The sequence below is a fragment of the Dyella lipolytica genome, assembly GCF_030160075.1.
Classification (GTDB): Bacteria; Pseudomonadota; Gammaproteobacteria; order Xanthomonadales; family Rhodanobacteraceae; genus Dyella_B; species Dyella_B lipolytica.
In genome coordinates this window covers 732,323-758,253 of record NZ_BSNQ01000003.1, presented here as the reverse complement: position 1 = coordinate 758,253, position 25,931 = coordinate 732,323, and the positions used below count along the sequence as shown (strand labels likewise).

10 protein-coding genes are annotated in these 25,931 nt (G+C 58.6%); 7 read left to right on the top strand and 3 right to left on the bottom strand.

Annotation, left to right across the window (positions count from 1 at the left end):
• The first annotated feature begins 4 nt into the window (after nucleotides 1-4).
• The 7 genes from QQL64_RS04865 (at nucleotide 5) to QQL64_RS04835 (ending at nucleotide 10,844) form a co-directional block, all read left to right on the top strand.
• On the top strand, nucleotides 5-3,058 hold the full coding sequence (locus QQL64_RS04865; RefSeq protein ID WP_284396465.1) for an ATP-binding protein: 3,054 nt from the start codon (nucleotides 5-7) through the stop codon (nucleotides 3,056-3,058).
• A gap of 499 nt (nucleotides 3,059-3,557) precedes the next feature.
• Complete coding sequence (locus QQL64_RS04860) at nucleotides 3,558-4,376, top strand: helix-turn-helix domain-containing protein (protein WP_284396461.1); 819 nt, start codon at nucleotides 3,558-3,560, stop codon at nucleotides 4,374-4,376.
• A 44-nt stretch (nucleotides 4,377-4,420) separates the two neighbouring features.
• Nucleotides 4,421-4,708 (top strand): YtcA family lipoprotein, encoded by a 288-nt coding sequence (locus QQL64_RS04855; protein WP_284396459.1) that lies wholly within the window; start codon nucleotides 4,421-4,423, stop codon nucleotides 4,706-4,708.
• Between the two features lie 15 nt (nucleotides 4,709-4,723).
• Nucleotides 4,724-5,749 (top strand): HlyD family efflux transporter periplasmic adaptor subunit, encoded by a 1,026-nt coding sequence (locus QQL64_RS04850; protein WP_284396457.1) that lies wholly within the window; start codon nucleotides 4,724-4,726, stop codon nucleotides 5,747-5,749.
• Nucleotides 5,733-7,661, top strand: a complete 1,929-nt coding sequence (locus QQL64_RS04845; protein ID WP_284396456.1) for an FUSC family protein — start codon at nucleotides 5,733-5,735, stop codon at nucleotides 7,659-7,661. The genes QQL64_RS04850 and QQL64_RS04845 overlap by 17 nt, the downstream gene beginning before the upstream one ends.
• Nucleotides 7,642-9,081 carry a TolC family protein gene (locus QQL64_RS04840; RefSeq protein WP_284396454.1) on the top strand — a complete coding sequence of 480 codons (1,440 nt, stop codon included), beginning with the start codon at nucleotides 7,642-7,644 and terminating at the stop codon, nucleotides 9,079-9,081. Before QQL64_RS04845 ends, QQL64_RS04840 begins: the two co-directional genes overlap by 20 nt.
• A 53-nt stretch (nucleotides 9,082-9,134) precedes the next feature.
• On the top strand, nucleotides 9,135-10,844 hold the full coding sequence (locus QQL64_RS04835; RefSeq protein WP_284396450.1) for a thiamine pyrophosphate-dependent enzyme: 1,710 nt from the start codon (nucleotides 9,135-9,137) through the stop codon (nucleotides 10,842-10,844).
• A gap of 122 nt (nucleotides 10,845-10,966) precedes the next feature.
• On the opposite strand, the gene QQL64_RS04830 is transcribed toward QQL64_RS04835, so the two are convergent.
• The 3 genes from QQL64_RS04830 to QQL64_RS04820 form a co-directional block, all read right to left on the bottom strand.
• Entirely contained in the window at nucleotides 10,967-12,304 is a 1,338-nt protein-coding gene (locus tag QQL64_RS04830; RefSeq protein ID WP_284396448.1) for a substrate-binding domain-containing protein, read from the bottom strand.
• Between the two features lie 410 nt (nucleotides 12,305-12,714).
• Complete coding sequence (locus QQL64_RS04825; protein ID WP_284396446.1) at nucleotides 12,715-13,134, bottom strand: hypothetical protein; 420 nt, start codon at nucleotides 13,132-13,134, stop codon at nucleotides 12,715-12,717.
• A 161-nt stretch (nucleotides 13,135-13,295) separates the two neighbouring features.
• Nucleotides 13,296-25,748 (bottom strand): filamentous haemagglutinin family protein, encoded by a 12,453-nt coding sequence (locus QQL64_RS04820; protein ID WP_284396444.1) that lies wholly within the window; start codon nucleotides 25,746-25,748, stop codon nucleotides 13,296-13,298.
• Between the last annotated feature and the right edge of the window lie 183 nt (nucleotides 25,749-25,931).

The following is a 25,931-nucleotide window of genomic DNA, read 5'->3' as shown; positions in this document are numbered from 1 at the left end:
TCGAATGAAGGAGTTCAAACCCTTTCGGCTCGATCCAGTCAATCATCGCCTATGGCGTGTTTCCGATGAGGGCGAGCCTGCCCCCGTCACCATGACCGCGAAGGCGTTTGACGTGCTGCGGTATCTGGTCGAGCACCCCGGGCGCCTCGTCTCGCATGAAGAGCTTCTTGAAGCGCTTTGGTCTGGCGTGGCCGTTCAACCCGAAGTACTCAAAGGGCATGTGCTGGCCATCCGTAACGCCCTGAACGACGACGCCCAGCATCCGCGTTATTTGGAAACGCATCGAGGCCGTGGGTACCGCTTCATTGCGGACGTCATGACCGCCCAAAAAACCGACAACCGTCTTTCGCACACTTCCGCACCGCTGTTGATTGGCAGAGCTTCGCCGTTGAAAGCTCTACGCGACGCACTCGCTCAAGCGCGCAACGGCCAGCCAAAGATCGTCTTCGTCCGCGGAGACGCCGGCATTGGCAAGACGGCATTGGTCGAGACGTTTTGCAGGGAGGTATCCAGCCAGCATACGACACAGTCGTTCGGTCGTTGTATCGAAGGTTTCGGCGGCGCCGAACCCTTCTACCCCATCATCGAGGTTCTATCTCGGTTGATTAAGGGGGCAAACGGTAACAAGGTACAGGATGCCTTGGTCACCGTGGCGCCTTCGTGGGGCAATCAATTAGCCGGCCTTCTGTCCCGTGAACATCAGGCCCGGTTGCAGCGAGTGGCGCACATCTCTGCCCGCAGTCGCATGCTCGGCGAGTTCTGCGAGCTCATAGAAGTGCTCGCGGAAGATGAAGTGTTCGTGCTGCTACTGGAAGACCTCCACTGGGCCGATTTTTCCACGCTCGACCTCATTTCTGCGTTTGCCAGGCGGAAGTCGTCCGTCAAGCTGCTTCTGCTGGCCACCTACCGCTCGGATGAATGTGCAGTGCGCGGGACGGCACTCAGGCAGCTCGTCAATGAATTGCTGTTGCACAAGCTATGCGAGTCGGTCGATTTGATTGGATTGAGCCAACAGGACATTGCGGAGTATGTCCAATCGGATGATTCGGAAGAAAGTCGGTCGTTCGTGCAACTCCTTTTGCATTGTTCCGGCGGTAATCCGCTTTTTCTCGGCACCATCCTGGATCATTTGCAAAACATCCACATGGCATCCGTCGATCAGGGACGATGGAAAAACGACGTGCCGCTCTCCCAGATCAGTCTCGAGATACCGGAAAGGATCAACCATGTCGTCGAGACCAAAATTAGTACTCTCGATGATGAAACCCAGCGCGCCCTGGAAGCAGCCAGTGCCGTAGGGCAAATCTTCAACCCGGTAGTACCTGCTACAGCCGCAGGCCTCAGCGCGCGCAGGTTCGAGGAGATATGCGAGGCGCTAAGCCGAACCCGAACGTTCATTCATCGCTGCGGCACGGATACGCTGGCTGGCGGCCAGGTCGTTCGACTTTATCGATTCAGCCACGCCCTGCTTAGGGAAGTGCTGCTAAACCGTCAGGGTCCGCTTCGTTTGGCGCAAAGTCACGCATTGATAGGCAAGGAATTGGAGAAGTCGTATCCCAGCGAGTTGAGGGCGCATGCAGCGTTTGAACTTGTCGAGCAGTTTTCCAATGCCCGCGAATGGTCCAAGGGACTCACCTACCTGAAGATCGCCCTGCAGACCGCCAAGCGCCGCTATGCGCATCAGGATGCGCTGGCCATTCTCGACAAGGCCGATGCAATCGCCGTCCACCTTTCCAATGGGGAGCGCGAGCTTACCCAAACCGTGCTGCTGGAGGATCGCGCATCCATCTACGCGACCAACCATGATCCGCGGGCGCTGCAAGCCTTTACCCATTTGGTTCAGATGTCCGAACAGCTGCGTTATTCGGAGATCCAGGCGCGCGCGGAACTTGGCCTGGCCTTTACCCTCAGTTGGCGGGACGCGACTGCATGCATCCCGCATTTGGAAAACGCCGCCCGCTTGAGCAATGCGCAGACCGAGCCGCAGCTAAAGGCGCGGATCAGGCTGAGCAGCGCGATATGGCGGATCTGGATAGCTGGATGGGATCCCAACCAGGCCAAGATTTGCGAAGAAAACCTGATTCCCTTGCGGAACGGTTCGGATCGTCAGATCACGGCCTGGGGATTGATCGAATACAGCATGGTTTGCCTGATATCCAGTCGATACCGCGAGTGCCTGGAAACCGTGGACACAAATCTGGAAATGCTCGTAGGGCATGCGGTAGACCGACCCGAGTTCAATATCTTTCGCGCTATCTGGATGGCCCACCTCGGAAGGCCATGGGCATACACTCTGCTCGGCGAGTGGGGGCGCGCCCTGAAGGAGTTCGACGCAAGCGAAGCGCTCTTTGTCGGCAATGCCAATCGCTACAGCATTTGCACCCTTGAGATGCTCCGCGGATTTCTTTACCTGATCGCAGGGGACTACCAGGCCGTCAAGGACATTTGCAGCAAGCTGGGTTTCTATAAAGACAAAACGGGCCATCAACCGGCTGCGCTCTATACCTTGGTGCTTGCCAACGAAATCCGGCATTGCACGTTGCTCGCGGGAGCGGCTGAGATAGGACTCGGAAATCTCGACGGCGGCATCGACACCCTGAAGCAGCTCGAACGCGACATGCTCGAGCAGCCGGCCCTCACGGACTGGTATTGGCTGTTCTTGTTGGAATGGTCGCTTGCCAATGCGCTGTTGCAATCGGGCGACATCGAGCTAGCGCGCTTGCACGCCGACCGCATGATCGACCGGTCCGATCGGACTATCGAAGTTACGTGGCGCACGCTGGCGCGCGAGTTGAGATGCCGCATCGCGATCGAAGAAGGCGATCTCGAACACGCATTACGTTTGATCAACGACGCACTTCATATGGCCGATGTGATGGGTGCCCCGATAGTCGATTGGCGCGTTCACCGCACGGCCGCTCAACTGTATCGCCTGCAAGGCGACAGCGCAGGCGCATCCCTCCACCAGCAACTGTTCAACGAGAAGTCGCAACGCTTGCTCGATAGCCTTCCCTCCGATCATCGCCTCCGAGCAAGCTTTGCGCGCCTCATGGCGTAAGCGACGTCTCCGAGTATCGCTTCGCGCTTTTACCCCCAATACCCGAGAGCCACAGTCCCCCACGCGGGGGATGGGCGCTTTAGTCTGCACGATCCAAAATTGGATAAGAGCTCATGTTAGTCAGGCGTTGCCCAAAGCGGACCAACGTTACAGAAATAAAATGAGCGCGCATGCTCAGTGTGCGGTTGCCTGTCAATCAAGACAGGCGTCGTGAAACAGGGATGTCACAAAGGGTGTATCTACACTTTCGGGTGATTCGATGTATCCCTTTGCGTCAGCAACTGTACCCTGACGAAGGCTTTCGCCGAGGACACATGCGCGTAACTTTCCATCGAGGACGACATTCAACCAAGGATGCTCGACGCTCCCAAGGCTCGGAGAAGCGCTCATGTATCAAGGTGCATTTGGGGATCGGCTTGGCCACTCGTTTCATCTGAGTAGTCCCCCGGTTCTCCACAGCCAGACGAGGCGCGGTGTACGCCTTGCGGTGACGGAACTTATGATCGACCAGCCCGGCTGCGGCATGACCTCCCCGATGGGAAGCGACGATGCCTATCTGGTCTGCCTCAACCTGCGTAATCAGAGTACCCATGAGCTTTGGTGCGACGGCCGCTCTGTGTGCTCTACCTCTTATGAAGGTGGCACCACCTATGTACTGGACCTGCGACGCGACCCCATCGCATACATAAGCGATCCATTGCATTCGCTGTACTTCTACATGCCGCGTCAGGCCATTGGCGAAGCCTGCGAGGATCTCGGAAAGACGAATATTGTCGATCTTGCGCTCCAGCCCGGCCAATGTTTCCGGGATGCCATCGTCAACAGCATCGGCCAGACGCTGCTGCCGATTTTCAACAGGGCTTCCGCGACGAACCAGGCACTCATCGATCATCTTCTGCAAGGCCTGTGTACGTACATGGCATCCACGTATGGTGGATCTTCAAAACGTCCCGAAGTCGTGCGTGGCGCGCTGGCGCCATGGCAGCAACGACTTGTGGCGCAGATGATGCGCGAGCGGACTTTCGAAGGCATTTCCATCAACGAATTGGCGGAAGCGTGCGGTCTGTCGGCTGGCGCGTTGGCGCGCGGCTTCAAGAAAAGCACGGGCATGTCACCGCATCAGTGGCTGCTATCCCACCGCGTCGACCAGGCCCTCGAGCTCATGGCGGATCCCGATGTCTCGCTGGCGGACATCGCGTTCAACACCGGCTTTTCCGATCAAAGCCATTTCAGCCGTGTCTTTACGCAAAAGATGGGCGTTGCGCCGGGCGCATGGCGAAAGTCTCTAGCGAACAACAAACGCGTGGAAGCGGCTTGATGATCGCCTCCGCGTATTGCCCTGACCTAAAGAAGGTTGCGCAGATGCACTCACATCGACTGATACATGGACATGGTTATCTTCGCGCGGCATTGACGTCGACCCTTTCGATGTCGATGGCTGCATGCAGTGCCTCGCCCTCGCGAAACATTCTCGGCTCCTACTTTCCAACATGGATGGTGTGTGCGCTTCTTGGCATCGTCTTCGTTATCGTGATCCGCGGCGTGCTGGTGAAAACCGGCGTGGATGCGTCGCTGCCCGTGCCGGTGATCGTATATCTGTGCATGTGGACGGCAGCCACGCTCGCGATCTGGCTTGTGTGGCTGGCCTGAATGGAGACCTCATCCATGCATGCCAAAACCGCGCTGGGCCGTATCGTTGCCATTGTCTCCATCGCTTCGGCGTTGGCGCTCATCGTCGTCTCGATGATCGTCGTGGACAAACGCCCAAGAACACATGATGCCTACATCTTTGCCTACAGCGCAGGCATCACGCCGGAAGTCAGCGGACGAATCGTGGCGATCGATATTCGCAACGATCAGTTCGTTCACAAGGGAGACATACTGCTGCAGATCGATCCCGAACCGTTCGAACTGAAACTGCAGCAAGCCAATGCTCAAGTGGCAGCTTTGCAGGCGGACATCGACCTCACCGGCCGGCAGGTGAACGCGCAGGGATCGGGCGCGGAAGCGGCCGCTCGCGAAGTCGACCGTGCGCGTCAGCAGTTGGCGCTAGCGCATGACACGCTCGCACGCATGGAGCCGCTGCTGCCCAAGGGCTTCGTCACCGCACAGCAAATCGATGAGGCACGCACGAACGAACACACCGCGGCATCGCAGTTGGCTGCAGCCACTCAGCAGGCAGCGCAGGCCAAGGAAGCTATTGGCGACGTAGAGAGCCTGAAGGCACAGTTGCTGGGCGCACTGGCGGCCCGAGCCTTGGCGGCTCGCGATCTTCGCGAGACCGTCATTCGCGCGTCCGTGGACGGCAAGGTGGTGGGTTTCAACCTCGCCTTGGGATCGTTTGCCGTTGCCGGGCATCCCGTCTTCACGCTGATCGACGACAACAGTTGGTACGCCGTCGCCAATTTTCGCGAAACGGATCTACGCGGGCTGCGTGCCGGCGATACCGCATCGATCTGGGTGATGGGACATGAGAATCAGCCGCTACACGGTGTGGTGGAAAGCATGGGTGCCGGTGTCCAGCCGGAAGGGCTTGCCGGTCCAGGGCTTCCGGAGGTGAATCGAAATTTGAACTGGGTGGTGGTCGCACAGCGCTTTCCCGTGTGGGTGCGTTTGAATGAACCATCGCAACCCTTCTTGCGCATCGGTGCAACCGCTTCCGTACGGGTGAGCCATGCAAGCACCGATTGAACTCCAGGACAGGGGCGGATTGACCGGCTTGCTGCAACGCGAACTTGCTCTGACCGATACCCGCATTCGTACGATCGCACGCATTACCGGGTGTACGGCCCTCGTCGTCGCCATAGCGATGGTGTTTCAGATTCCATTGCCCGCGTACGCCGCCTATCTCGTCTTCCTGGTCAGCCATGAAGATGCCGCCTCCACCCTGGTTTCCTCGGTGGGCGGACTGGCCGCGGTGACCTTGGCCGTCGCTGTGTCCTTGTTGTTTTATGTGTTCGACGCTTCCGAACCTGCGCTGAGAATTCCGCTGTTGGCAGTGAGCACACTGGCCGGAACGTATCTCGCACGCACCAGTCCCTTGGGCCCGATCGCCTTTTTGGCCGGGTTCGTCTTGGTGTTGTCGCAGACATTGCTGGACGATGTGCCGACGACGGAATTCGTAACGCATATGGTGCTGTGGCTATGGGTGATCGTCGCCGTGCCGGTGGGCGTCACCGTCCTCGTCAATCTGTTGGCCGGCGAAAGCCCTGTTGCACTCTCGCGAAAGCGGGCCGCACAGCTTATGGACGGCGTTGCCACCTATGTCGAAAACCCCTACTCCGCCGACCCTGCGCGATTGCGCGCTGAGCTGCTGTCGCTGAGCGAGCTCAAAAACAAGGCATTTTTGTGGAACAAGCGACTCAAGGCGTTTGCGCAGGAAGACAACCGCCTGCTCGCCATTCTTTTAGAGGTGCTGCAGATCGCCCGATACCTTCCATCGAGCGTTCCGGTTGCTTCAAGGCGTTCTTTGGCCAACTCGCTCCGAGAAAGTCGACGCCTTTTTTTACAACGCCGCGATGTCGTGGCCGATGCAGTAAGCAGTGAGGTCGAACCTGTGCCGATAGAATCCGATCCCTCCCAGGTCGCCCTGCGCAGCGCGGTCGATGAACTGCTTGACGAAGCATCCGGTAAAGCGTCGGCGACCGTACCTGACAACGCCTCGTCCCAACCACAAAAATCACCTGCGACGGGCGCACCAAAGAACCGCGCGCACGCGCGTTTCGCATTCAAAGTGATGTGTGCGGTAGTGGCATCCTATGCGACCTACACGCTGCTCGACTGGCCCGGCATTCGCACCGCGGTCACGACGTGTTTCTTCGTCTCGCTGACCACCGTTGGAGAAAGCGTCCATAAGCTGACTCTGCGACTCTCCGGCGCGATCATTGGTGGACTGATCGCCGGGCTTTGCATCGTCTTTGTGCTGCCCGCTCTCACCGATGTCGGTCAACTTTGTCTGCTCATCGCTGCGGTATCGGCTTTCTGCGCCTGGATTTCGACCAGCAGCGAAACGATTGCCTACGCAGGCATGCAGATAGCCTTTGCCTTCTTCCTGGGTGTGCTGCAGGGCTACGGCCCCGCCGATGACCTGACCGTGCTACGGGACCGCGTGGTCGGGATCATCATCGGCAACGTCTGGATCACGATTTTCTTCACGACGCTCTGGCCGGTCAGCGCATTGGACCAGGCGCGTGACAAGTGGGCGTCGGTCATCGGACAACTCGGTGAACTGCTCGTCACCAAGGACGAAGCCGCTATTAATTCGATGAAAGCAGAGATTTGCAAGAAGACCGCCGAAGCATCCGATTTAAAAACACGGGCCTTGTTCGAGTGGCGCCAGGCCGATCGCCTGTCCCCCGAAGCACGCCACGTTGAACAACTCGCGTCGGCTGTCTTTGTCGTGCGTCGGCTCAAGAAGAGCGCCGCTTCGCTTCCACCCGATGAGGCGGCGGACGAACTCGCGTCGCAGCGCCTGATAGCGCTTTCGAAAGGCACACACACCGATACATCCGATGCGGGCATTGACCCCATGTCGTCCACGCTTCTGAACCAGGCTCGTAAGCACCTCAGCGAGGAGATCGATCATGCATCGCGCGCGATCTGAATCGCCTCTCGCTACATGTTTTGCGTTCTTGCTCGCGGCGGCGCTATTCGCACGCGTTGGCGTAGCGAACGCTCAATCGACGTCGTGGGCCGGCACGCCGTCTTCACCTCACGATGCAGCCACCATCGCCGACCACACCGACGCACCGGTGCTCGAGGACCGCGTATACGCGCTACCGGAACTTCTGACTATCGCGCTGGATATCAATCCCAAGACGCGGGAAGTCGAACAGGAGGCGGTGCAAGCCAACCTGGCTGTCCAGCTCGCGAAGAGCCAATACTCGCCACAGCTCGATGCCAAAGCACTGGGAGGCATCCAGCGCACGCCGCTGGCAATCCCGCCCACCGTCTCGTCCAAGGGCTATTTTATTTCCTCCACCCGGGAAGTTTTTCCCAGCCTGGAATTGAAATGGTTGCTGTTCGACTTCGGCCGCCGCAAGGGACAGGTCCAGGAGGCCAGGCACAACGCTGCTGCCGCCCAATCGGGCTTGCTTGGCGCGCAAGAAACACTGGTGTTCGAGGTGTCGGAAGCATATTTCGAAGCGACATCTTCCCGGGGCCAAGTGCGTGCCGCCATAAAGGCGCTGGAGGCGGCGCGATTGACCGAACAGGCCGTCGCCGACCAGAAAAAACACGGCCGTGCCACCGTTGTGCAGCTTGCCGAAGCGCAACGTCAGACGGCGGCGATGCAGCTAGCGCTGACAAAAGCCACTGGCACAGCGGACACCGCATTTGCGTCGCTGATTGCGACGATCGGGTTACCGCCTGAAACGCATTTTCAAATCGCTCCTCCCGCAGATGCACCGGCGACGGAAACGCTCGCACCGCTCCGGGAATTGATCGACGAGGCCCTGCAATCCCGTCCGGACGTACTGGCCGCCACGGACAAAGTGGCTGCGTCCGACGCCAAGATCGACACGGCGCGCGCAGCTTATCGACCTACGATTAGTCTTTCGGCACAGGTGTTCCAGAACATCGGCAAGATCAGCAGCGACGGAAGCCCCTATTCCTCCATTGATCGCACCGGCAATGCGCTATTCGTGTCGTTCGACTTGCCGCTGTTCGATGGCGGCGCACGCGCTACCAACGTCTCGCTGGCGATTTCCCAAAAGACGGCCGCCGAAGATAGCTTGGCCGAGACCAAGAACACAGCTTCCCAGCAAGTGGTGCAGGCCTATAACAACCTGAGGACGAGTCTGGACAATCGCAACCAGGCGCTCGCCTATACGCATGCCTCCGAACTCGCCTATCAAGCCGCACTCGATTCGTATCGGCGAGGCCTCGCCAGCATCACCGATCTGACGAGCAACGAAGCCGTGCTTGCCCAAGCCGAAGCCGGTCAAGAAGACGCCGACGCAAGCGTAGGCATTGCGCATGCTGCGCTGGAACTTGCCATCGGGCGACGCCCCTCCTCCCACTAGCACCGGCCGATCATTCAACGGGGTCCCCACCCATTCACCATGCGGAGCAAATCATGAGTAAGAAAGTTGCAGAAATCCTCGTTGAGGTTCTCGAACAGGCTGGCGTAAAGCGTTGCTACGGCATCGTGGGCGACACGCTCAATTTGTTCGCGGAGCATCTGGAGCGCAGTTCGATCGACTGGGTGCATGTCCGGCATGAGGAAGCCGGTGCCTTTGCTGCGGGTGCCGAGGCGCTGCTCACCAACAATCTGACGGCCTGTGCTGGCAGTTGCGGTCCCGGCAGCCTGCACTTCATCAACGGGCTGTATGAGGCCAACCGCAATCGCTCGCCCGTCGTCCTCATCGCCAGCCAGGTGATGATGAACGACATGGGATTCGAGTTTATTCAGGAGGTCGATTTCAAAACGGTCTTCAAGGAATGCTCGGTGTTTTGCGACATGATCATCACACCCGACCAGGCCAGGAAGAAAGCCGTGATGGCCTGCCAGGCCGCCTTGGCCAAACAAGGCGTCGCCGTGCTGATCGTGCCGGTCGATATCTCCCACGGCGAAGTGCATGAGGATTTCCCCTACCGCGTTCACCACAGCAAGCCCACGATCACCCCGAACAGCGAAGAGATCGACGAGATCGCCAAGATTCTCAACGCCGGCAAGAAGATCACCATCTACGCAGGTTCCGGCTGCGAGCATGCATTGGACGAAATCAAGGCGGTGGCAGAAGTGCTCAAGGCGCCGGTCGCACACACTTCGCGCGCCAAGAGTTTTCTAGAACACGACAACCCTTTCAACGTCGGCATGACCGGCATTCTCGGCAGCGAGGCCGGCTACAACGCCATCCTCGATTGCGACACGCTGCTATTGCTTGGCGCAGACTTCGCGTGGCGCCAGTTCTATCCCGACAAAGCCAAGATCGTGCAGATCGACATCGACCCTACTCACTTGGGTCGCCGACACCACATTGCATTCGGCGCGGTCGGCGATATCAAACCTACGCTGCGCGCACTTCTTCCCAGCCTGGAGCAAAACGACGACGCATCGTTCCAGGAGGAATACGTTCGGCGCTACACCGACGCCATGGCCTCATGGAAAAGTCATCTGGTCCCAGGCCATGACGACACTATTCCCGGCTCATACCTGACTTCCGTGATCAACCGATACGCTGATGACGATGCACTGATCGCCGGCGATGACGGCACGCCGATCGTATGGGCGATCCGCCACATCACCGCGAACGGCAGGCGTCGGATCTTCGGAAGCCTTCTGCACGGAACGATGGCCACCGCACTTTCCAGCGCGTTGGGTTTGAAGAAGGCAACGCCAGAACGTCAGGTGATCGCCATGTGTGGCGACGGTGGTTTGTCGATGCTGTTCGGTGAGCTGCTCACCGTTATCCAGGAAGACATTCCGATCAAGATCGTCGTCTTCGACAACAGCAAGCTCGGGTTCGTCGAAATCGAACAGAAAGCGGAAGGCATGCTCGATACCTTCACGCGTTTGAAAAACCCAGATTTTGGCAAGGTCGCCGAAGCTATCGGCCTGTGGGGCAAGACGGTTCGCAAGGCATCCGAGATCGAAGCAGCCGTACAAGAATGGCTAGCCCAACCAGGACCGGCGCTTCTCAATGTCCACGTGAACCCGCTGGAATTGGTCAAGCCGCCCTTTACTGAGCTCAAGCCCGTTGTCGGCATGGCACTCTATTCGGCCCGTGCCATTCTGCATGGACGCGGCGGGGATGTGTTGGAACTGGTGCGCGAGAACTTCTGATTCACGGACCAAAGCGGTCATTGCGCATCGCCAGGATCCGGCAGCGAATTGGCACCGGCTAAAAAAGAAAGGAGGGGACTGAGCCCCTCCTTTTTCTGCTTCCTGCAGATCAAACGTAGAACTTAGTTGACCAGGCAACCGCTGATCGTGGTGGTGGTGATGGTCGTTCCAGTGTTCAGCAGTTCCAGGCCGGTGCCGGTGCCGAACTGAGTCAGGCTCGAGCTGCCGGTGATCGTTGCGTTGTACGGCGCGCCCAGCAAAGCCTTGGTATTGGCGAGGTCCGTGCCGTTACCTTGTGCGTTGCCCAACAGGTACGAGACGGCCATGATCGGGTAGCCGCTGCTCGGGTTGGCGTAGGAGGACGGTTCGACCAGCGCGATACACTGGGTGGTCGGCGCGGGCGAGATGGCGGCGAGTACCGGTACACCTGTGTTCGCGTCGGCGCCATTGATCACTTCGTTGTAAACCAGGTTGCTGCTGCTCACCACAAACTTGGTGCCGCCGAAATTCGCTTCCGGATCCTGGCCGTTGACCTTGGCGAAATCGATACCCAGGGCCTTCGAATTGGCCATTTCGGCATAGCCGATGCTGCCGGCGGTCGCCTTGATGGCCTGAGTTACCGCGGGGTTGCCGCTAGAGCCGGTCCAGTTGCTGGGAAGGGTCGGCAAGTAAAGCGCCACGGCACTGGTGAAAGCCTGATTGGTCACAAAATGTTTGGCCGGCGTACCCGAGCAAACCGTCGACTCATGGTTCATGAAGCTAAAGGTGGTGCCGCTACCATCGGAACGATACTGCACAGCGATGGGACCGGAAATCGTATCGCCGGATTGCAGCGTGTACGCCGACACCAGGCGGGAATCACCCCAATCGGTGGCTTGTCCGGAGAAGATCAGGCACAGCTGCGAGTCGCTGAAGTTGGTGTTCGTGTCGTTCAACACGAAACCTTTGGTGGTTGTCTTGTTCATCGCGATCGAAATCGCGCCGGCCACGGCCGGAAACTCTGTGGGCAGAAAGCCGGAAGTGTGATTGCTCGTGTAGTTGGTGAAATCGGTCTGGGTCAGCGGCGAGTCCGCGCCAGCGAAGTTCGGTTGCGTCAGATCGGAGCGACCCACGCCGGTGGCATTGGCGCCGAAGCCGACAAAGACACCCGAAGCATTCTTGACGCAAGCCGTTTGTACGCTGGTACCCGCCACCTTGGCGAGGATGTTCTTGCCGGCGCCACTACCTGTTTGGCAGTACGACACCGTCGGATTGCCGCGCTGGGCACTGTAAACAGCGAACAAGGAACCGGCACCTGCCGGGAAGACCTGAGTACTCGTCTCAGCGCCCGTACCGACGTAACCGATCGCCGGCAGCGTCGCGCCACCGCCAACCAGCGTGGTGCTGGCGTGGGACAGGGTTGCCATGGCCAAAGCGAGGGCTCCAATAGCCAGCTTAGCCTTGTTGAGTCCGTGATTCATGATGTATCCCCATTGCGCTTTACCTCCGGGATTGGAGGCGTATCTTTTCTACGCTCGTGCAATGACGACCCGATTAAGTAAAAATGTCCTTGAATATGCCATATCAATTACATAATTGAGATTTCAACTTAATCAAATAAGTCATGATTAGTGTAATAAAATAATAATGTGATCAACCGCGCACTACATGCAGCCGCGAGCCGTATTTCTCGGCAATTTCACATCTTGTATTCATTCGAATGTCTACAATTCTCAGGAGATTTTTGCGCCATGATTCAATCGTGCTGCCGCGTCCCATGAATATAAAAAAACGGGGATCATCCCCGTTTTTTAATGCCGATGGCAAAGCAATCCCTATTGCGCCTATTTCGACGGCAATTACGCAAATAAATAGGTCAAGGCGATTTTTCTCAATATGAACAGCCGCACGATGTAGTTGACTCTTCAGGCAGGCTGAATTCGCGCATCATGGAATAGACCTCCCGGTCCAGTTCCGGCAACCGCATAAGCGCCGCCAGACATTCCCTTTTCAATTCGCCCGATACGCAACGAATAGCCGGTCGATGTCCTTCGTTGCACCACCTGTTGAAAATACCCACCAGCACAGCGAGCAATGAACCTCTCGGTTTGTAGGTCGCTTCCCTGCTGCGCTTTAACTGCCGTTCCAGCGAATAAACCAGGCGCTGGTTGAATGCACGGTCTGAAATAAGCAGCAACTGCTCCAGTTGTGCGCGTTCGCAAGCGGCTAACAATGATTCGGCCATACCGTATTGGCGGAAGTCGGAAAGTTGGATAAGCGTTTCAACGAGGGCGCCTTGATTCACAGTCATTTGTCCCAGTCCATGATTCCCATCTAGCTAAAGGGAAAGCTCCGCCTTTCCTTGGGGACGATCCCGCAAGGATGATGCTCGGTCGATGTTTTTGGGTTACGCGCCGATGCATGCCGCATCGACGCTTCCTTATCCAGCGCTCGACTGGTTATGGGCTATCGCTACTCGACAAGCTGCCGGCGCTCCGCCTCGGTCAAAGATTTTTTGCGCGCGTCGCTGAGCCGCCCCGCTCCGAGTATTTGAACGGGACTGTTCGGGTCATAACCGCTACCGTTTTCCTGGATGCTGGTACTGCCGTCGCCGAACCCAAGCACCTGCACCGAGATGATGGACGGCTGTTTGCCAAGTGCATCGTTCTGCTGCTGCTTCAACATGTCTTGCGCCACTTTGCTTACCGCGCCGGCAGCAGCGCCTGCGGCGTTAAGCGCGCCGACATTTACCGACTGCGTGACCGGCACGCCGATCTTTTGGCCTTGCACCTGGATGTTGTCGGCATTGGCGATCTGCGCGGCGGCCACCACAAGATTGCCGGAAACACGGATACCGGCATCGCCCGCATCGACCGTGCCGCGTGGTGCAACCAGGTAGACGTTGCCCGATGTCGCGCCAGGAATTGTCTGCAAGGTAGCGATGCCGGCGCCGCTGACTTCACCGCGTGCATCGATAAGACAGAACGCATCCAGGCTGCACAAATACGTGGGCGGCGGCACGACCTCGGTGGTCTTCGCACCCTGGCCAGCGTTGATATCGCCGTTGGAGCTCCAGATCACCATATTGCCGCCCTGCTCGGTAAAGATGCGGCTTTGCGCCAACAGCACGCTGCGATCGGTAAACATATCGACGCTACCTTGCTCCAACGTCAAGATGCCCATGCTGTTGGGACCGGCGATAACGTTGCCGCGGTTGTCGGTGATAACAGGCGGCGCTTCGACACTGCCGATCAACGCCTGCCCACCCGGTCCGAGGATGCTGATATTGCCGCCCTGCTGCGTCTGAATGGTTGAGCTGGGAATATCCAGGTCGCCCGTATCGATCGTTGACGCCTCGCCGTTGATACCGCCTTTTCCGCTGCCGTTGTTCGTGTAGCCCAGCGATGCGGGGAACAGGCTTTGGATGGCTGCGTAGCCGCGCGCGTATTGCTGATAGTAAGGGCTGCTAGGATTGTTGTAGTCAGCACCAACCTGAGTGAGCAGCTTGAAGAACTCCTGCTGCGCGAACAGCTCTTGCACATAAGGCGGCAGCTGCTGGAATGCGGCCTCCGCTTGCTGCGCAGTCAGCACGACGTTGATCTGGTCTTGCGCGAAACCCGTGTCGACTATCGCGCCCTCCTGTCGCTGCTCCATAAAACTGATCAGATCCGGCAGTAGGCTGCCGAAACCATCGATGCCGTTGGGATTGCTCAAGTATTGCGTAAGGAAATTACTGGTCTCGATGCCTGGCCCGACGCCGAACAATACGTTGATATTGGCGCCGTCATGCGGCAGGTAGGGATTGACCTGATTACCTATGGTGTCTATCCCGGTAAGGTAGGTGCTGCTGTTATTTGGCGACTGGATATCTGTCTGGCTGGTCAACGGGCCGATATTTCGGCCGGCTTCGACTAGCAGGCTGCCGACACCGCCCAACAAGATGGACGGCACGAGTTCGTAGTCTTCATTTAGAGGGCGGTAGATACTAAGCGTGCCGGTATAAAACGGTGTGTCGTAAATATCTCGGCCAGCAGCGATGCGCGTAATATCCGATTGATGGGTTTGCTGACCCATCAGTGATAAATCGACGATGTCGCGACCCGCATAGATCAACGCGGGCTTGTCCGGCTCAAGAATGATCTGATCCATCATCACCCCGTTAGGAGCCGGCGTTCCGTCCACGATGTCGCCGTTGAGCGCGTAGATGCGAACGGGCACTGCGTCGGACCCATGCAAGGGGATCGCTTGGTGCAAATCGCGCGAGTAGGCGTTGTAGAGTCCGTTGTCCAGATAGCCGGCAATGAGCAAATTGGCTATGCCCGTTTGATTGCCAGCTTCTACTCCAGAGGGCTGTAGAGGCGACGGTAGATCGGATGCGGAAGCATCGATCAATCCAAAACTTTGATTCACGTTGTAGCTAGCGGTGTTAAGTGTGTAGACCAGTTCCGCGAAGTTCACCGAATCCGAAGCAAGCAAGCTCAGATTGCCGGTCTCCGATGGATACAGTCCACCGCCGCCGAGGATGTTGACGCTTCCATTGAGCGCCGTAAGGCTTAGTGTCGCCGGGAGTACCGCACCGGGGTTGTACGCATATGCCTCGGATTCCGACGCACCGTACGAGAACAACGTCGCTGGCGCACTCAAACTATCCAGCGTTGTATCGCCATTCGTCGTCAAGATACTTACGGACGATGTGCTGCTGTAGCTTTGGGCGTCTGTTTCACCCACCGGTATCAGTTTTAGATTCGTACTGTCGATAACCGCGTAGGACGGATCGTAAATACCGCCGATGTTCACGCCATCGTGCGCCTGCACGGAGAATTGAGCATCTTGCAAGCCAAGTAGCGTTGCTACCGGTGTAGTAATGCCGCCGATTTCGTTGACATTCGCCGGCACGGTGTAGTCGATATCGGAGCCGATCGTTCCACCAGCCACCAATGTCCCCTGCCCTTTGGCGACGAAATACGTGCCGCTGAGAATATCGCCACCCGCATTGACGGTAAGATTGCCGCCGCCGACCGTGGTGACCGCCGTTCCGCCAGCATTGGCATACCAGGTGGTGGGCAATGACACCGAAAGATCGCGGATATCGCCGCCCGCGGTGACGCTGACATTGCCGCCGGCACTCATCACGCCCTGATCGAAGTTGGCGAAATTGATCGAGGAACGGGTTGCAGTATTACCAGTCTGCATCCACGGCCACCAAAGCTGGCTGATATCGTTGCCCGCCGCGCCGGTGACGCTGCCACTGGTATCGATCACCTGCTCTATGGCGTTGATATTGCCTTGCGCGCTGAGCACGATGTTGCCCGCGTTGTCCGGATTGACAAGACCACTGGCCAGAATATCGGGCATCGAGGAAATGCTGGTTGTCGTGCTGAGCACGGACACACCGCTTCCCGCCGTCGTGCCATTGGCCGGCTCACCCGCGGTGTACACCACGGCAGGTGCCACCTGATCCTGCCAATTGATATCTCCGGCAGAGACGATGTCGATCGATCCAGTTCCCGTACGTACTGCGGTTGGGAAATCCAGCGTCTTGCCATCGCCACCGTTCGCCGTGTATTGCACAGCGAAATGGCCGTCTAAATTAACGTTACCGCCGCCGGTGTTTGCCACAACGGACAACGGATCCACACCGGTGAAATTCGCACCCGCGACCAATCGATAGGAACTGCTCGACCCGCCAAGCAAGGTCGCGGAAATCAGCGATGCCGGATTGCCGAGGCTTGGCATGTTGGAGGGAGAGTTGTCCGCCGTACCGCCAGCGGTCTGCACCGAAGCCTGATTCGCAGCGGGCGTGAAAGGCGCGTAGAACAATTGCGAGCCCGAACCAACGGCGTTGACATTCCCCACCTGGGTGGACACGTAGTTGAAGTAACTGTCGAACCCGTTGATGTAGGTGCCGTAATCCGATGAGTAAAGGGAGTAGTTGCTGCTCGCTTCCGTCGGCAACGGCAATAACAGAGGAGATGGCGTTTGTTGTGATGCGTTGTTGTTGAAATTGCTTGTCAACCAGTTCTGGTATGCCGTCACATAACTCGAGTATTGCGCGTAACTTGCAGGCTGCGGCGCAACCAGCGAGGTCGGTGCATAAGGTAGGTAACCGGCATAATCGCCCTGGGTATAGGCGTACGCCCACTTGGTGATACCTGGCCCGTAAGTAGCGGAGCCTGCGCCCACTTCGCCGATATACAACATGTAGTTCTGATAGTAAGCCGTCGATTGATTGACCAGCGGCGCTTCAATGGGCTCGTAGTACGGATCCAACGTCAAACTTACGTTGCCGTTTCCGTTGACAAAATAAGATCCGCCTTGCCATAGCTGATCCGCTCCGGGGAAATAGGGATCACCGAAGTCCAAGTAGGTGTTGGCAGTGTTGTACGCAGCCAGCGCGTTGTTATAGAGCTGTGTTGTACCGCCGGTAAGGATGACTGGTGCGGAGAGTTGCGGACCATTGTTCTGCTGATAGAAACCATCCGTAATGCTGGCATCGATGTCGAGGTTATGCAGAGCCAACACGGTGAGAATGGGTGCCTGTCCCGACGCCGACGCCGACGTCGGCTGATAGCGATAGGCCAGTTGGATAACACCGTTGGCGTTCGTGGTTCCTGCACCAAGATTCCAATTGGTAAGCACGGAAATATCGCCACCATTGATGCCAGCATCCGGATTGATCAGCTCGATGCCCGGCCGTAGCTGCACATTGGCGATGCCCGCGAAGCGATTGCCGAACGTATACCCCGGCTGCTCCACGTAGCTCATCAGTGTGCCCGCACCCTGCGTCGGATCGCCGTTGACGTAGCCATAGAACGTCTGATGCGCGGCGTCGGCAGCTGTCGGCGTGAAGTAGTCCGTGCTCAGGTACGCCTGCAGCGTCGCCGCGTCCGTCGGTGCGGGAAGCACAGCGCCGGTCGCGTCGGTCCAGGTACCGGCTACCAATTGCGGCGTGCCGTCGGGGCCGTATTGATACCAACCAGCGGGATCGATCAGGCCGTCGAAATATTTGGTGGGGTCCGTGTACTTATCGGCAGTGCTCCACACCGCATAGGGCTCGATGGTGACGCTGTTCGCACCTGTAACGGCCAGCGTTCCGCCGCTGAAGGTGATCGGCACGTCGCCGTTGGCCAGCAACGGGGCGCGTAGGTTGACGGTTCCTCCCGCATCCGGCGAACCGCCGGACACATTGATGGATGCATTCGGGCCGAACTGGATCGTGCCCGCACTGCCTGCTTGCACGTTTTCGTAACCGTAAGTGGTGTTGAGCGTTCCATCGCTGCTGCCCGTGATGGCGATCAGCACATTGCCGCCGCGCTGCTCGGGTATGCTGCTTGTCGCCAGCAGACTGCCGTTTACGTCGACGCCGTTGCGGCCGTACAACTGAATATCGCCGGCTGCCGCACCCGATGCATTGATGGTGCCGTCGATTTGCACCACGCCAGCTGCCGAATTCACGCTACCGGCACCACCGTTGGCGGCCAGGTAAACGTCTTGCGACACCAGACTCTGACCTAACGACAACACAAGGTCGCCGGCGCCGCTGCTGATGGATATGCCGCCCGTCGCGCCGGCCTTGCCAGTCAAAGACGCAAGCTGGTCGAGATCGAGCGCGCCGCCGCTGCTAAGCGTGAAATAGCCGCCGCGATAGCCGCTTACGGCTTGACCTTCGAAGTTACCGTTTAGCACGGCCAGATTCGCGGCCTGGATGGTGATGCCACCTGCGTCACCGCCCAGCGGCGCGCCTGCGAAATCGATGGTTGCTCCTGGCTGCACGATCACCGAACCCTGCGCGGAAGTCAGCTTGAGATTGCCGCCCGGCGCATAAGTAGTGATGTCGAAGAAAGTCTTGTTGATACCTGCCGTGTTCAAGCTGGCAGTATCGGTGACAGTCAGATCACCGCTGGTCGCTGCGAGGCTCAGATCACCCGCTGCTGCCGCAATTTGCGTACCGACCGTCAGTGAGCCGCCGCTAAGAGTCAATGCGCCGCCCATCGCACTGTTCTGCAATGGCGTGCCTGTCGTCGCGTTGATCGCCAGCGTACCGGTGGTCGTCAAATGGGTATTGGCGCCGGTGTCAGCCAGCAGCACGGGCGTGTTCAAACTCACGGTGGCCGCGCCGAAATCGAAACCGCCGCTCCCCTGCCCCGTCATACCCTGGCTGGCAAAGGCCGTTACGCTGCCAAATCCCTGCAAAGTGCTAGTGCCCGCGGTGAAATCCAACTCATCCGCGTTCAAGTTCAACTGGCCATGACCCACGACCGGAGTCGCTGTGCTCGAGCCGATCGCATTACCCAGACCGAGCGTGGCGGCCTTGATACTTACCTGGCCGCCGTCGCTGACAAATGCATTGGCGTTGAGGTCGAGTGTCTGCGGTAGATCAATGGTGATGTTGCCGAGGAAATCGATCGCACCACGACTGCTCAACGTGACCTGCTGTGCCCCACTGAGCAGACTTAGCGTGCCTGGTCCGATCACCAGGCCGCCTGCATTGGTGTTGGTGCCGTTGCTGCCGACAAAGGTGATCAGATTGCTATTGGCGTCGATATTCTGCGCGCTGAACGTCGCCGACGGGCTCACACTGATCGAACCGGTCGCGTCCATGACCAGCGAACTGCCGCCCTGTACGGTGGCACCCGCATCGATAGTGAGATCACCCGACGTGGTGCCGGAAACATCGTTGCGTGTGACGCTAGCAACACCATCCTGCGAAACGCGCAGCAGCGCACCATTGCCGCTGACAGCGGGCACACTGGCACCATTGGCGGAAGTGCTCGCATTGCTGCCGAAGATCAGCGGCGTGGCGTTGGGCGTGCCAGCCCCGCTGGCAAGCAAGACGCTGCCCGATTGCAGCACGATGCCTTGCGCACCCGTGTCGTTGTTGCCGTTCGCCACCAGCAGGATTTCCTGCCCCTGCAACGGATGCGCCGCATCGTTGGAAAGCACGACGCTGTCGGCAATGCTGTTGACCTGATAGCCATTGCTACCTAATTGGCGACTGCCTCCAAGCATCAAGCTGCCTGCATCCAGCGCCGACAGGCCATCTACCGACAATTGCAGGTAGCCGGGAAGCGCTGTCGAGCCGGAGTCGACCACCTGGATCGCCTGCGCCGCGATATCCACCAGCGAACCTCGGCCGCCGCTGGCAGGTGCCGCATCCAGTACGACGCCCAGTTGCAGTTGTTGCGTGGCGCTCAACAGCAGGTGACCGCCGTCGGCGGGCAAGGCTGGCGCTATCGTGCCGGCATGGCTGGCTTGCGCCGTAAAGTAGCTGTCGGCGTTGGTGAACTGGTATTGCGAGTATTGCTGCCATACCGGCGCCGACTGCACCAGGAAGGTGGTGTTGCGCGCATCGCGCGCGCCATCCAGCGCGTCGGCGAAATAACCGGTGACGCTCAACGTGCCATCGGGCAACACAGCATTCTGACCCAGCACACTGTCTTGCGAACTGGTGTCCTGCACGACGCGATAAGCACCAGGGAGCGTGGCGTACTTGGCTGGCAGCAGCACGTAATACCCTGCCGGCAGGCCCGGCATACCGGACAGATAGATCGACTGTCCGGTCGCCGGACCTGCGCCCGCTCCCTTTTCCAACGCCGCATCCTGCGCTCCCACCGGGGCGGAGTAGCCGGGGAGAATCGCGTATACGGCGCGTCCATCACTGTATTGCGGAACTTGCACGCCGGTCGTGCTGTTCGCATAACTAGTTTCGTATTGAGTCAGCACATTGCGCGTGCCGCCGACGCCGGGCACCCATTCCGATGCTTGCAGTTTGCCGCCGCCGCTCATGTCGATAGTGGCGCCGCTGTCCAGCGAGACATCGGTGCCCGCAATGCTTATCGTCTTGCTAGGTGGTGCAGACAGCACAGGCGAGCTTGCCTGCGGATTGCCGTCGTAAGTCCATCGCTCACCATCGACGGTCGAACCGTAAGGTACGGTCAAGCCATCCAAAGAAACCGACGTGATGCTGCCCGCGGCCAAGTGCACGCTTTGCGTCGCGACCAACGGATAGTCAGCAGCATTACTCCCCAGGCCAAATGCGTTTGCAGCGGACGCGGTGTCCTGCACGCCAATCATCAAGTTGCCCGAAGGCGCGCGCAGCGTGCCGTCCTGCTCGATATGGTCGGCATCCAGCAGCAGACCGCCGCCTGCCGATAAGGGCGTCGCACCAGGACCATTGCCGAGGATGGTCAGCGTGGTCGATATCGCTTGACCTTGCGCGTTGCTCAGTCCGGAGGGGTTGGCATCGATGACAAACGAATAGTCGCTGACTGGGTAGAGCTGTGCCGCTTTAAAGCTCAGGTTGCCGGTGCTGAACAGCATGCCTGGAACCATCGAGCCGCTATTGCCGGCGTATTGCAGATTGGGTGGCACATAGAACCGGATGTCGCCACTGGATGTGAAATTCGCTGCCGACCACCCTTGCAGATCGAGCACACCGCCTAGATCCATGAAAGCAGCATTGACGTCCAGCACATCGTTACCCGCTACCGCTTGCGGTGTGCCATTGGCGTTACTGCCCGTGATTTCCACATACGGTGCTGTGATCTGGACGATATCGTTGCCTTGCACGTAACCGGTGTTCGTGCCGCTGGGCCATTGCGTACTACCTGCGGGCAGCGCGGTCAGTGTGGGCGCATAGAGACTGAAGCTACGCGCAAGTGTCAGATCTATGTTGCCGGTAAAAGCCACCGGTACGACCACCTGAGACGTGGCCGTTACTTCGGGACCAATGATGAGGCTGGTAATGCCCGAACCCGACAGATGATCCAGCGCGAAATGCAAGATTCCGGACGGCGCACCTGCTTCGACACTGTCGCCTGGTTTCCATCCGGTGGGGATCAAGTTGCCGGACTGCTGCAGCAGTATGCCCGTGGCAGAAGGTTGCGCGAACGCAGTAGTACTAGGGTTCAAGCCCACTATCTGCAAGCTGCCGCCTTCGCCCTGAAGGGCACCTGCGTCCGCCCTCAGATTGCCGTCTGCATACAAGCCGGCGCCGGCGGAAAATACGATGCTTCCACCGTCGCTCCATACCAATGTGGGCGTGTAGGCAGCCTGCACGCCCGTCGCCGTATTGACGGTGCTCGGCAAATCGTAGGTATCGGACGCGCCGGAAACATCGATCAGGCTGCCTTGCGCGGTCAGCGCATAACCATCGTTGGCGGTCAAGGTAACGTTGCCGCCGTTCAATACCATTCCGGTACGAGGTGTGAAGTGAGATGCCAGTCCAAGACCTACACTGCCCCCGGGAACTGCAGCAGCGAGGGGATTGATCAGTGACGTACCTGCGGCATCCAACACTGCTTGCGGTCCGAGCCAAAGCTGTGGGACGGATGGCGCAGCATTGAAAACGAGAGGGTTGATAAGCACATTGATCGTGCCGCCTGGAGCGTCGACCGTTCCATTCACGAGGGTGGACTGAGTTCCCGCGAGTTGGATGGTGGCGCCAGCGTCTGCCAAAATCGCAGCACCCGCAGACAATGACACGGAGCCGGTCACCCCCGCATAGGTGGGCGCACCTGCATTTAGCGTTCCGGGCACAACCTGCCAATCCAGATAGGCACCCGCACTCAGTGCAAAACCCGGTCCTGCGTCGGGGTTGCGTGATATGTAGCGCAGATAAGGATCGAGTTGCCCAATGCTGACATAAGGCGTGTTGGTGAGAGCACTATTGCCATAAATGTCAGTGCCAGTGGGAGCTGCGAGCAGCGCAGGATAATTTGGCAACAAATTATCCCGACTGATCTGCACCGTCGTTCCGGGCGCAACGACGGCATCCGTTACGGAGCTCAAGGCGTAGCTGTCGAAACCTTGTCCGGCAAAGAAGCCCGGATTCAGATAGAGGCCGCTGCTGAGTGCCAGATTATTTGAGCTACCTCCAATTTGCAGATCCGAGGTTTGCAGCGTCAGTGTGCCACCGCCGCTGAACCCAAACGCGCGCAACGTACCGTCCAGCTGGAGGCGTGCCGTAAGCGCGGCAGGCGGAGGCCCTCCTCCTTGCGCAGCGAATATGTTGCCGCCCTTTGGCTCGAAATAAGTAAGCAGGCTGATATTGCCGCCGCTGCCATCGGGTATGCCGTTGGTCAACTGCAATTGATCATTGCCGTTGACATAGCCACCACTCGAAACATTGAGCAGGCTTCCCGGTTGCAACAAGATGGAACCGGTTCCGTCCGCCAGGGTGGTCGGGGTGATTGCTTGGCTATTGGTAACTACCGATTGCTCGGTTTGCAGCGTGATATTTCCGCCATTGATATAGCGATCACCGGTGTAGTTATCGACAGGTAGACCCGAGTCGTTGACCCACAGCCCGCTCGCATTCAGCACCGCACCCTTGCCAACCGTGATATCCGTAGGCAACGGCGTGCTATTCGCATTGGGGGAAATCGCCTGGTCGCCGGAAAACCCCGTCGAGATCAAAGTAATCGCACCGGCTGGTGCACTTAACTCACCCAACACCGTAATGCTATTGCCGGTAAGTTGTATCGATCCTCCTGGAAGCACGCTAAGCGTGGTTCCAGGTTGTTCCTGAATCGCATTTCCTGCGGAATTCACTCCAAGCGAACTGAACCCGCCTTGCTGGATAAGATTTGCCGAAAGCGGCAACCAGCGGGACAAATCGTCAGGGTTATTACCGGAAGGATCCTCGGCAGTCAGCACCGTTTGCCATGGCGTGTTCGCCTGGAACTGAGGATCAAGTTGGTCGACTGACAAGGAAGACTGCTGCAACACGATGCTGGGCACATTGTTGTTCCTGCGCCCCACCAAAATACTGTTTCCCGACGTTGAAATATCGAACGTGCCCCCAGCGGGCTGCGTTCCCTGCGTCACCTGGTTGCGGCCGGCGAATGCCTGTGCACTGATCTGGCCGTCCAACGCGACTGCATTGAGCGTCTCGATGCTGAGCGTGCCGGCGTTGCCGCCAACAGCGAAACCGTTGTCCCAACGCGGTGCACCGGCCAGCAATGGGTTGCTGTAGTTGGTGGTAACGCCCCAACGGTTATCGATGACCGTGTATTCGCCCGCAAAGCCTACATAGGCCATGTTGGGATCGGCATCGGCGATGTTGTACACGCGGCCATTCGCCCCCAGCAGATTGGGCGTAGTGATCCAGCCGGGTTGATAGGCGAGATAGCCGCCATCCAGGTTGAGTTGCGCACCGCTGCGCACAATAACTTCGTAGCCGTTGAGATCGATGCTGCCGCCAGCTGTCATCAGCTGCGTGATGTCGCGAGGCACATCCTGCACATAGCCGGAAACATTGAGGATCGGACTGCCGACCCAGCTCAAGCCATCCGGGGTAGTGCCGCTTTGCGTACTGTCAACGACGACATCTTTTTGCGTGTACAGAAAGCTGTTGCGCAGCAGCGGCGAATCCGCCAGCTCGTTCTGGCCGATGCGCGGAATCGTGACGAGCAGCGCCGACATAGGCAGGTCGACGTCCGCGAGACCGGAAACGTCGATCACTGCTCCGTTGTCGACATAGATACGGCCCGCGACGGGGTTGGGGTCGGTGCTGCTTTCGATTTCCGCAAGCACACTGAGCTTGGCGTTCGGGGCTTCCAGCAGCGAGCCTGACTGGAAGGTCACGGTATCGCCGCTCAAACTCAAACTGCCCGGCGTGAAGGCTGCATTAGCTGCGCTGCTTGACGTGGTAGTCGCGCCATCTTTCTCAGGCAAAATCGCTGTCACCGAATCCGGGCCAAGTACCAAGGCACCGCTGCGTGCATAGCCGCCGCCACCTTGATTCCCCTGGTCGCGCGCATTCAGTTCGATACTGCCCGGATAGCTGATGCTGGTGGAAGCAAGCGCGATTCCATCTTGATCCACGTTGTAGCCGAGCATGTGCACCTGCCCGCGCCGCGCTTGAACCAGGCCGGTGTTCGTAGCGGTGCCGCCGGGATAGTTGTTCACCAAGGAAGACACGGCGTTAAAGACATTCAGCTGCGCTGTCTGTACGCCGGCGGAAAGATCATCGAATTGAACCCCCGCCGCCAAAATGGCTTGTCCGTCGTCGGCAACGATACTGCCCGCATTGGATACATTAGGCGCGGCAAGCAACACGAATCCCTGCGGACCCGAGGCGATGGATGCGCCTTGCTGCACGACAACATCATGATTACCACCATCGGTGAAGATGCCGTTGACCAGGAACGGAACGCTAGCGTGGCCAGCCGCAATACCTCCACCAAGGAACGCACTATTGCTGGCGTTGACATCCCCACTGAAAAGATCCAGCGAACTCGCCAGCAACGATTGCGTATTCACCTGACTGCCAGCACCGAACAACACGCCGTTGTGATTGAGTAGATAGACGGTGCCTTCGGCCTTTATCTGCCCGAAGATCTGACTGGGCACACCGCTGGGATCATTGACGCGATTGAGCACAATCCAGTTATTGGCGCCGCCATTGGTCTGGTTGCCGCCGCTTTGATTGAAGTAAAGCGTGGTGTTGCGGCCGACATTGAAACTGTTCCAGGTGAGGACCGCCTTTTGCGCGGTTTGCTTCACCTGAACGGTGGTTTGTCCATTCGAAGTGGATTGGGTGGGCGCGTTGGCGTTCTGCCAGAGCGACGGGTTGCTGGCCGTGCCGGAGGCTACGACCAAGCCACCGGGCGTCAGGCCATTCGGTATCGGTGAGGCTTGCTGCTGCGCGGCCTGCTGTGCCGATTGCTGGGCAGCGATCTGTGCGGCGACGGCTTGCGCGGCACGACCGAGATCGGCCAGCGATTGCTGTACCGCTCTTTGTTGTAGCAATTGCGTGGGCGTCTGCGCACTGATGGCCGACGAACCGGATGGGCTGCTAGCCGCCTGGGCGGCTGTTTGGTGCTGCGATTGCGCCAGCCATGCCTGGCTCAGCGGCGGTGGCCCGCCGGCGTAGGCCGGCATGGCGGCCATCGCCAGCACCGAGGCGATGGCGTAAGCCAAGGGGTGTCTCGCGCCAACGACGCGCATTGCAGAACGGGAATGCTTGTCTGAACCGATCGGTGTGATCACGAAACTCTTCCCCTGGCGTCTCTACAACACGTCGCTAAGCAAGGCCTTCGGCTGGATAGACCGTTGGGTGTAAGACCGACTGAACCATGTCATCAAAATTTAATTTGCACTGTC

Coding starts and splice junctions, on each gene's coding strand:
- QQL64_RS04865 (WP_284396465.1), top strand. CDS start 5: ATGAAGGAGTTCAAACCCTTTCGGCTCGATCCAGTCAATCATCGCCTA.
- QQL64_RS04860 (WP_284396461.1), top strand. CDS start 3,558: ATGATCGACCAGCCCGGCTGCGGCATGACCTCCCCGATGGGAAGCGAC.
- QQL64_RS04855 (WP_284396459.1), top strand. CDS start 4,421: ATGCACTCACATCGACTGATACATGGACATGGTTATCTTCGCGCGGCA.
- QQL64_RS04850 (WP_284396457.1), top strand. CDS start 4,724: ATGCATGCCAAAACCGCGCTGGGCCGTATCGTTGCCATTGTCTCCATC.
- QQL64_RS04845 (WP_284396456.1), top strand. CDS start 5,733: ATGCAAGCACCGATTGAACTCCAGGACAGGGGCGGATTGACCGGCTTG.
- QQL64_RS04840 (WP_284396454.1), top strand. CDS start 7,642: ATGCATCGCGCGCGATCTGAATCGCCTCTCGCTACATGTTTTGCGTTC.
- QQL64_RS04835 (WP_284396450.1), top strand. CDS start 9,135: ATGAGTAAGAAAGTTGCAGAAATCCTCGTTGAGGTTCTCGAACAGGCT.
- QQL64_RS04830 (WP_284396448.1), bottom strand. CDS start 12,304: ATGAATCACGGACTCAACAAGGCTAAGCTGGCTATTGGAGCCCTCGCT.
- QQL64_RS04825 (WP_284396446.1), bottom strand. CDS start 13,134: ATGACTGTGAATCAAGGCGCCCTCGTTGAAACGCTTATCCAACTTTCC.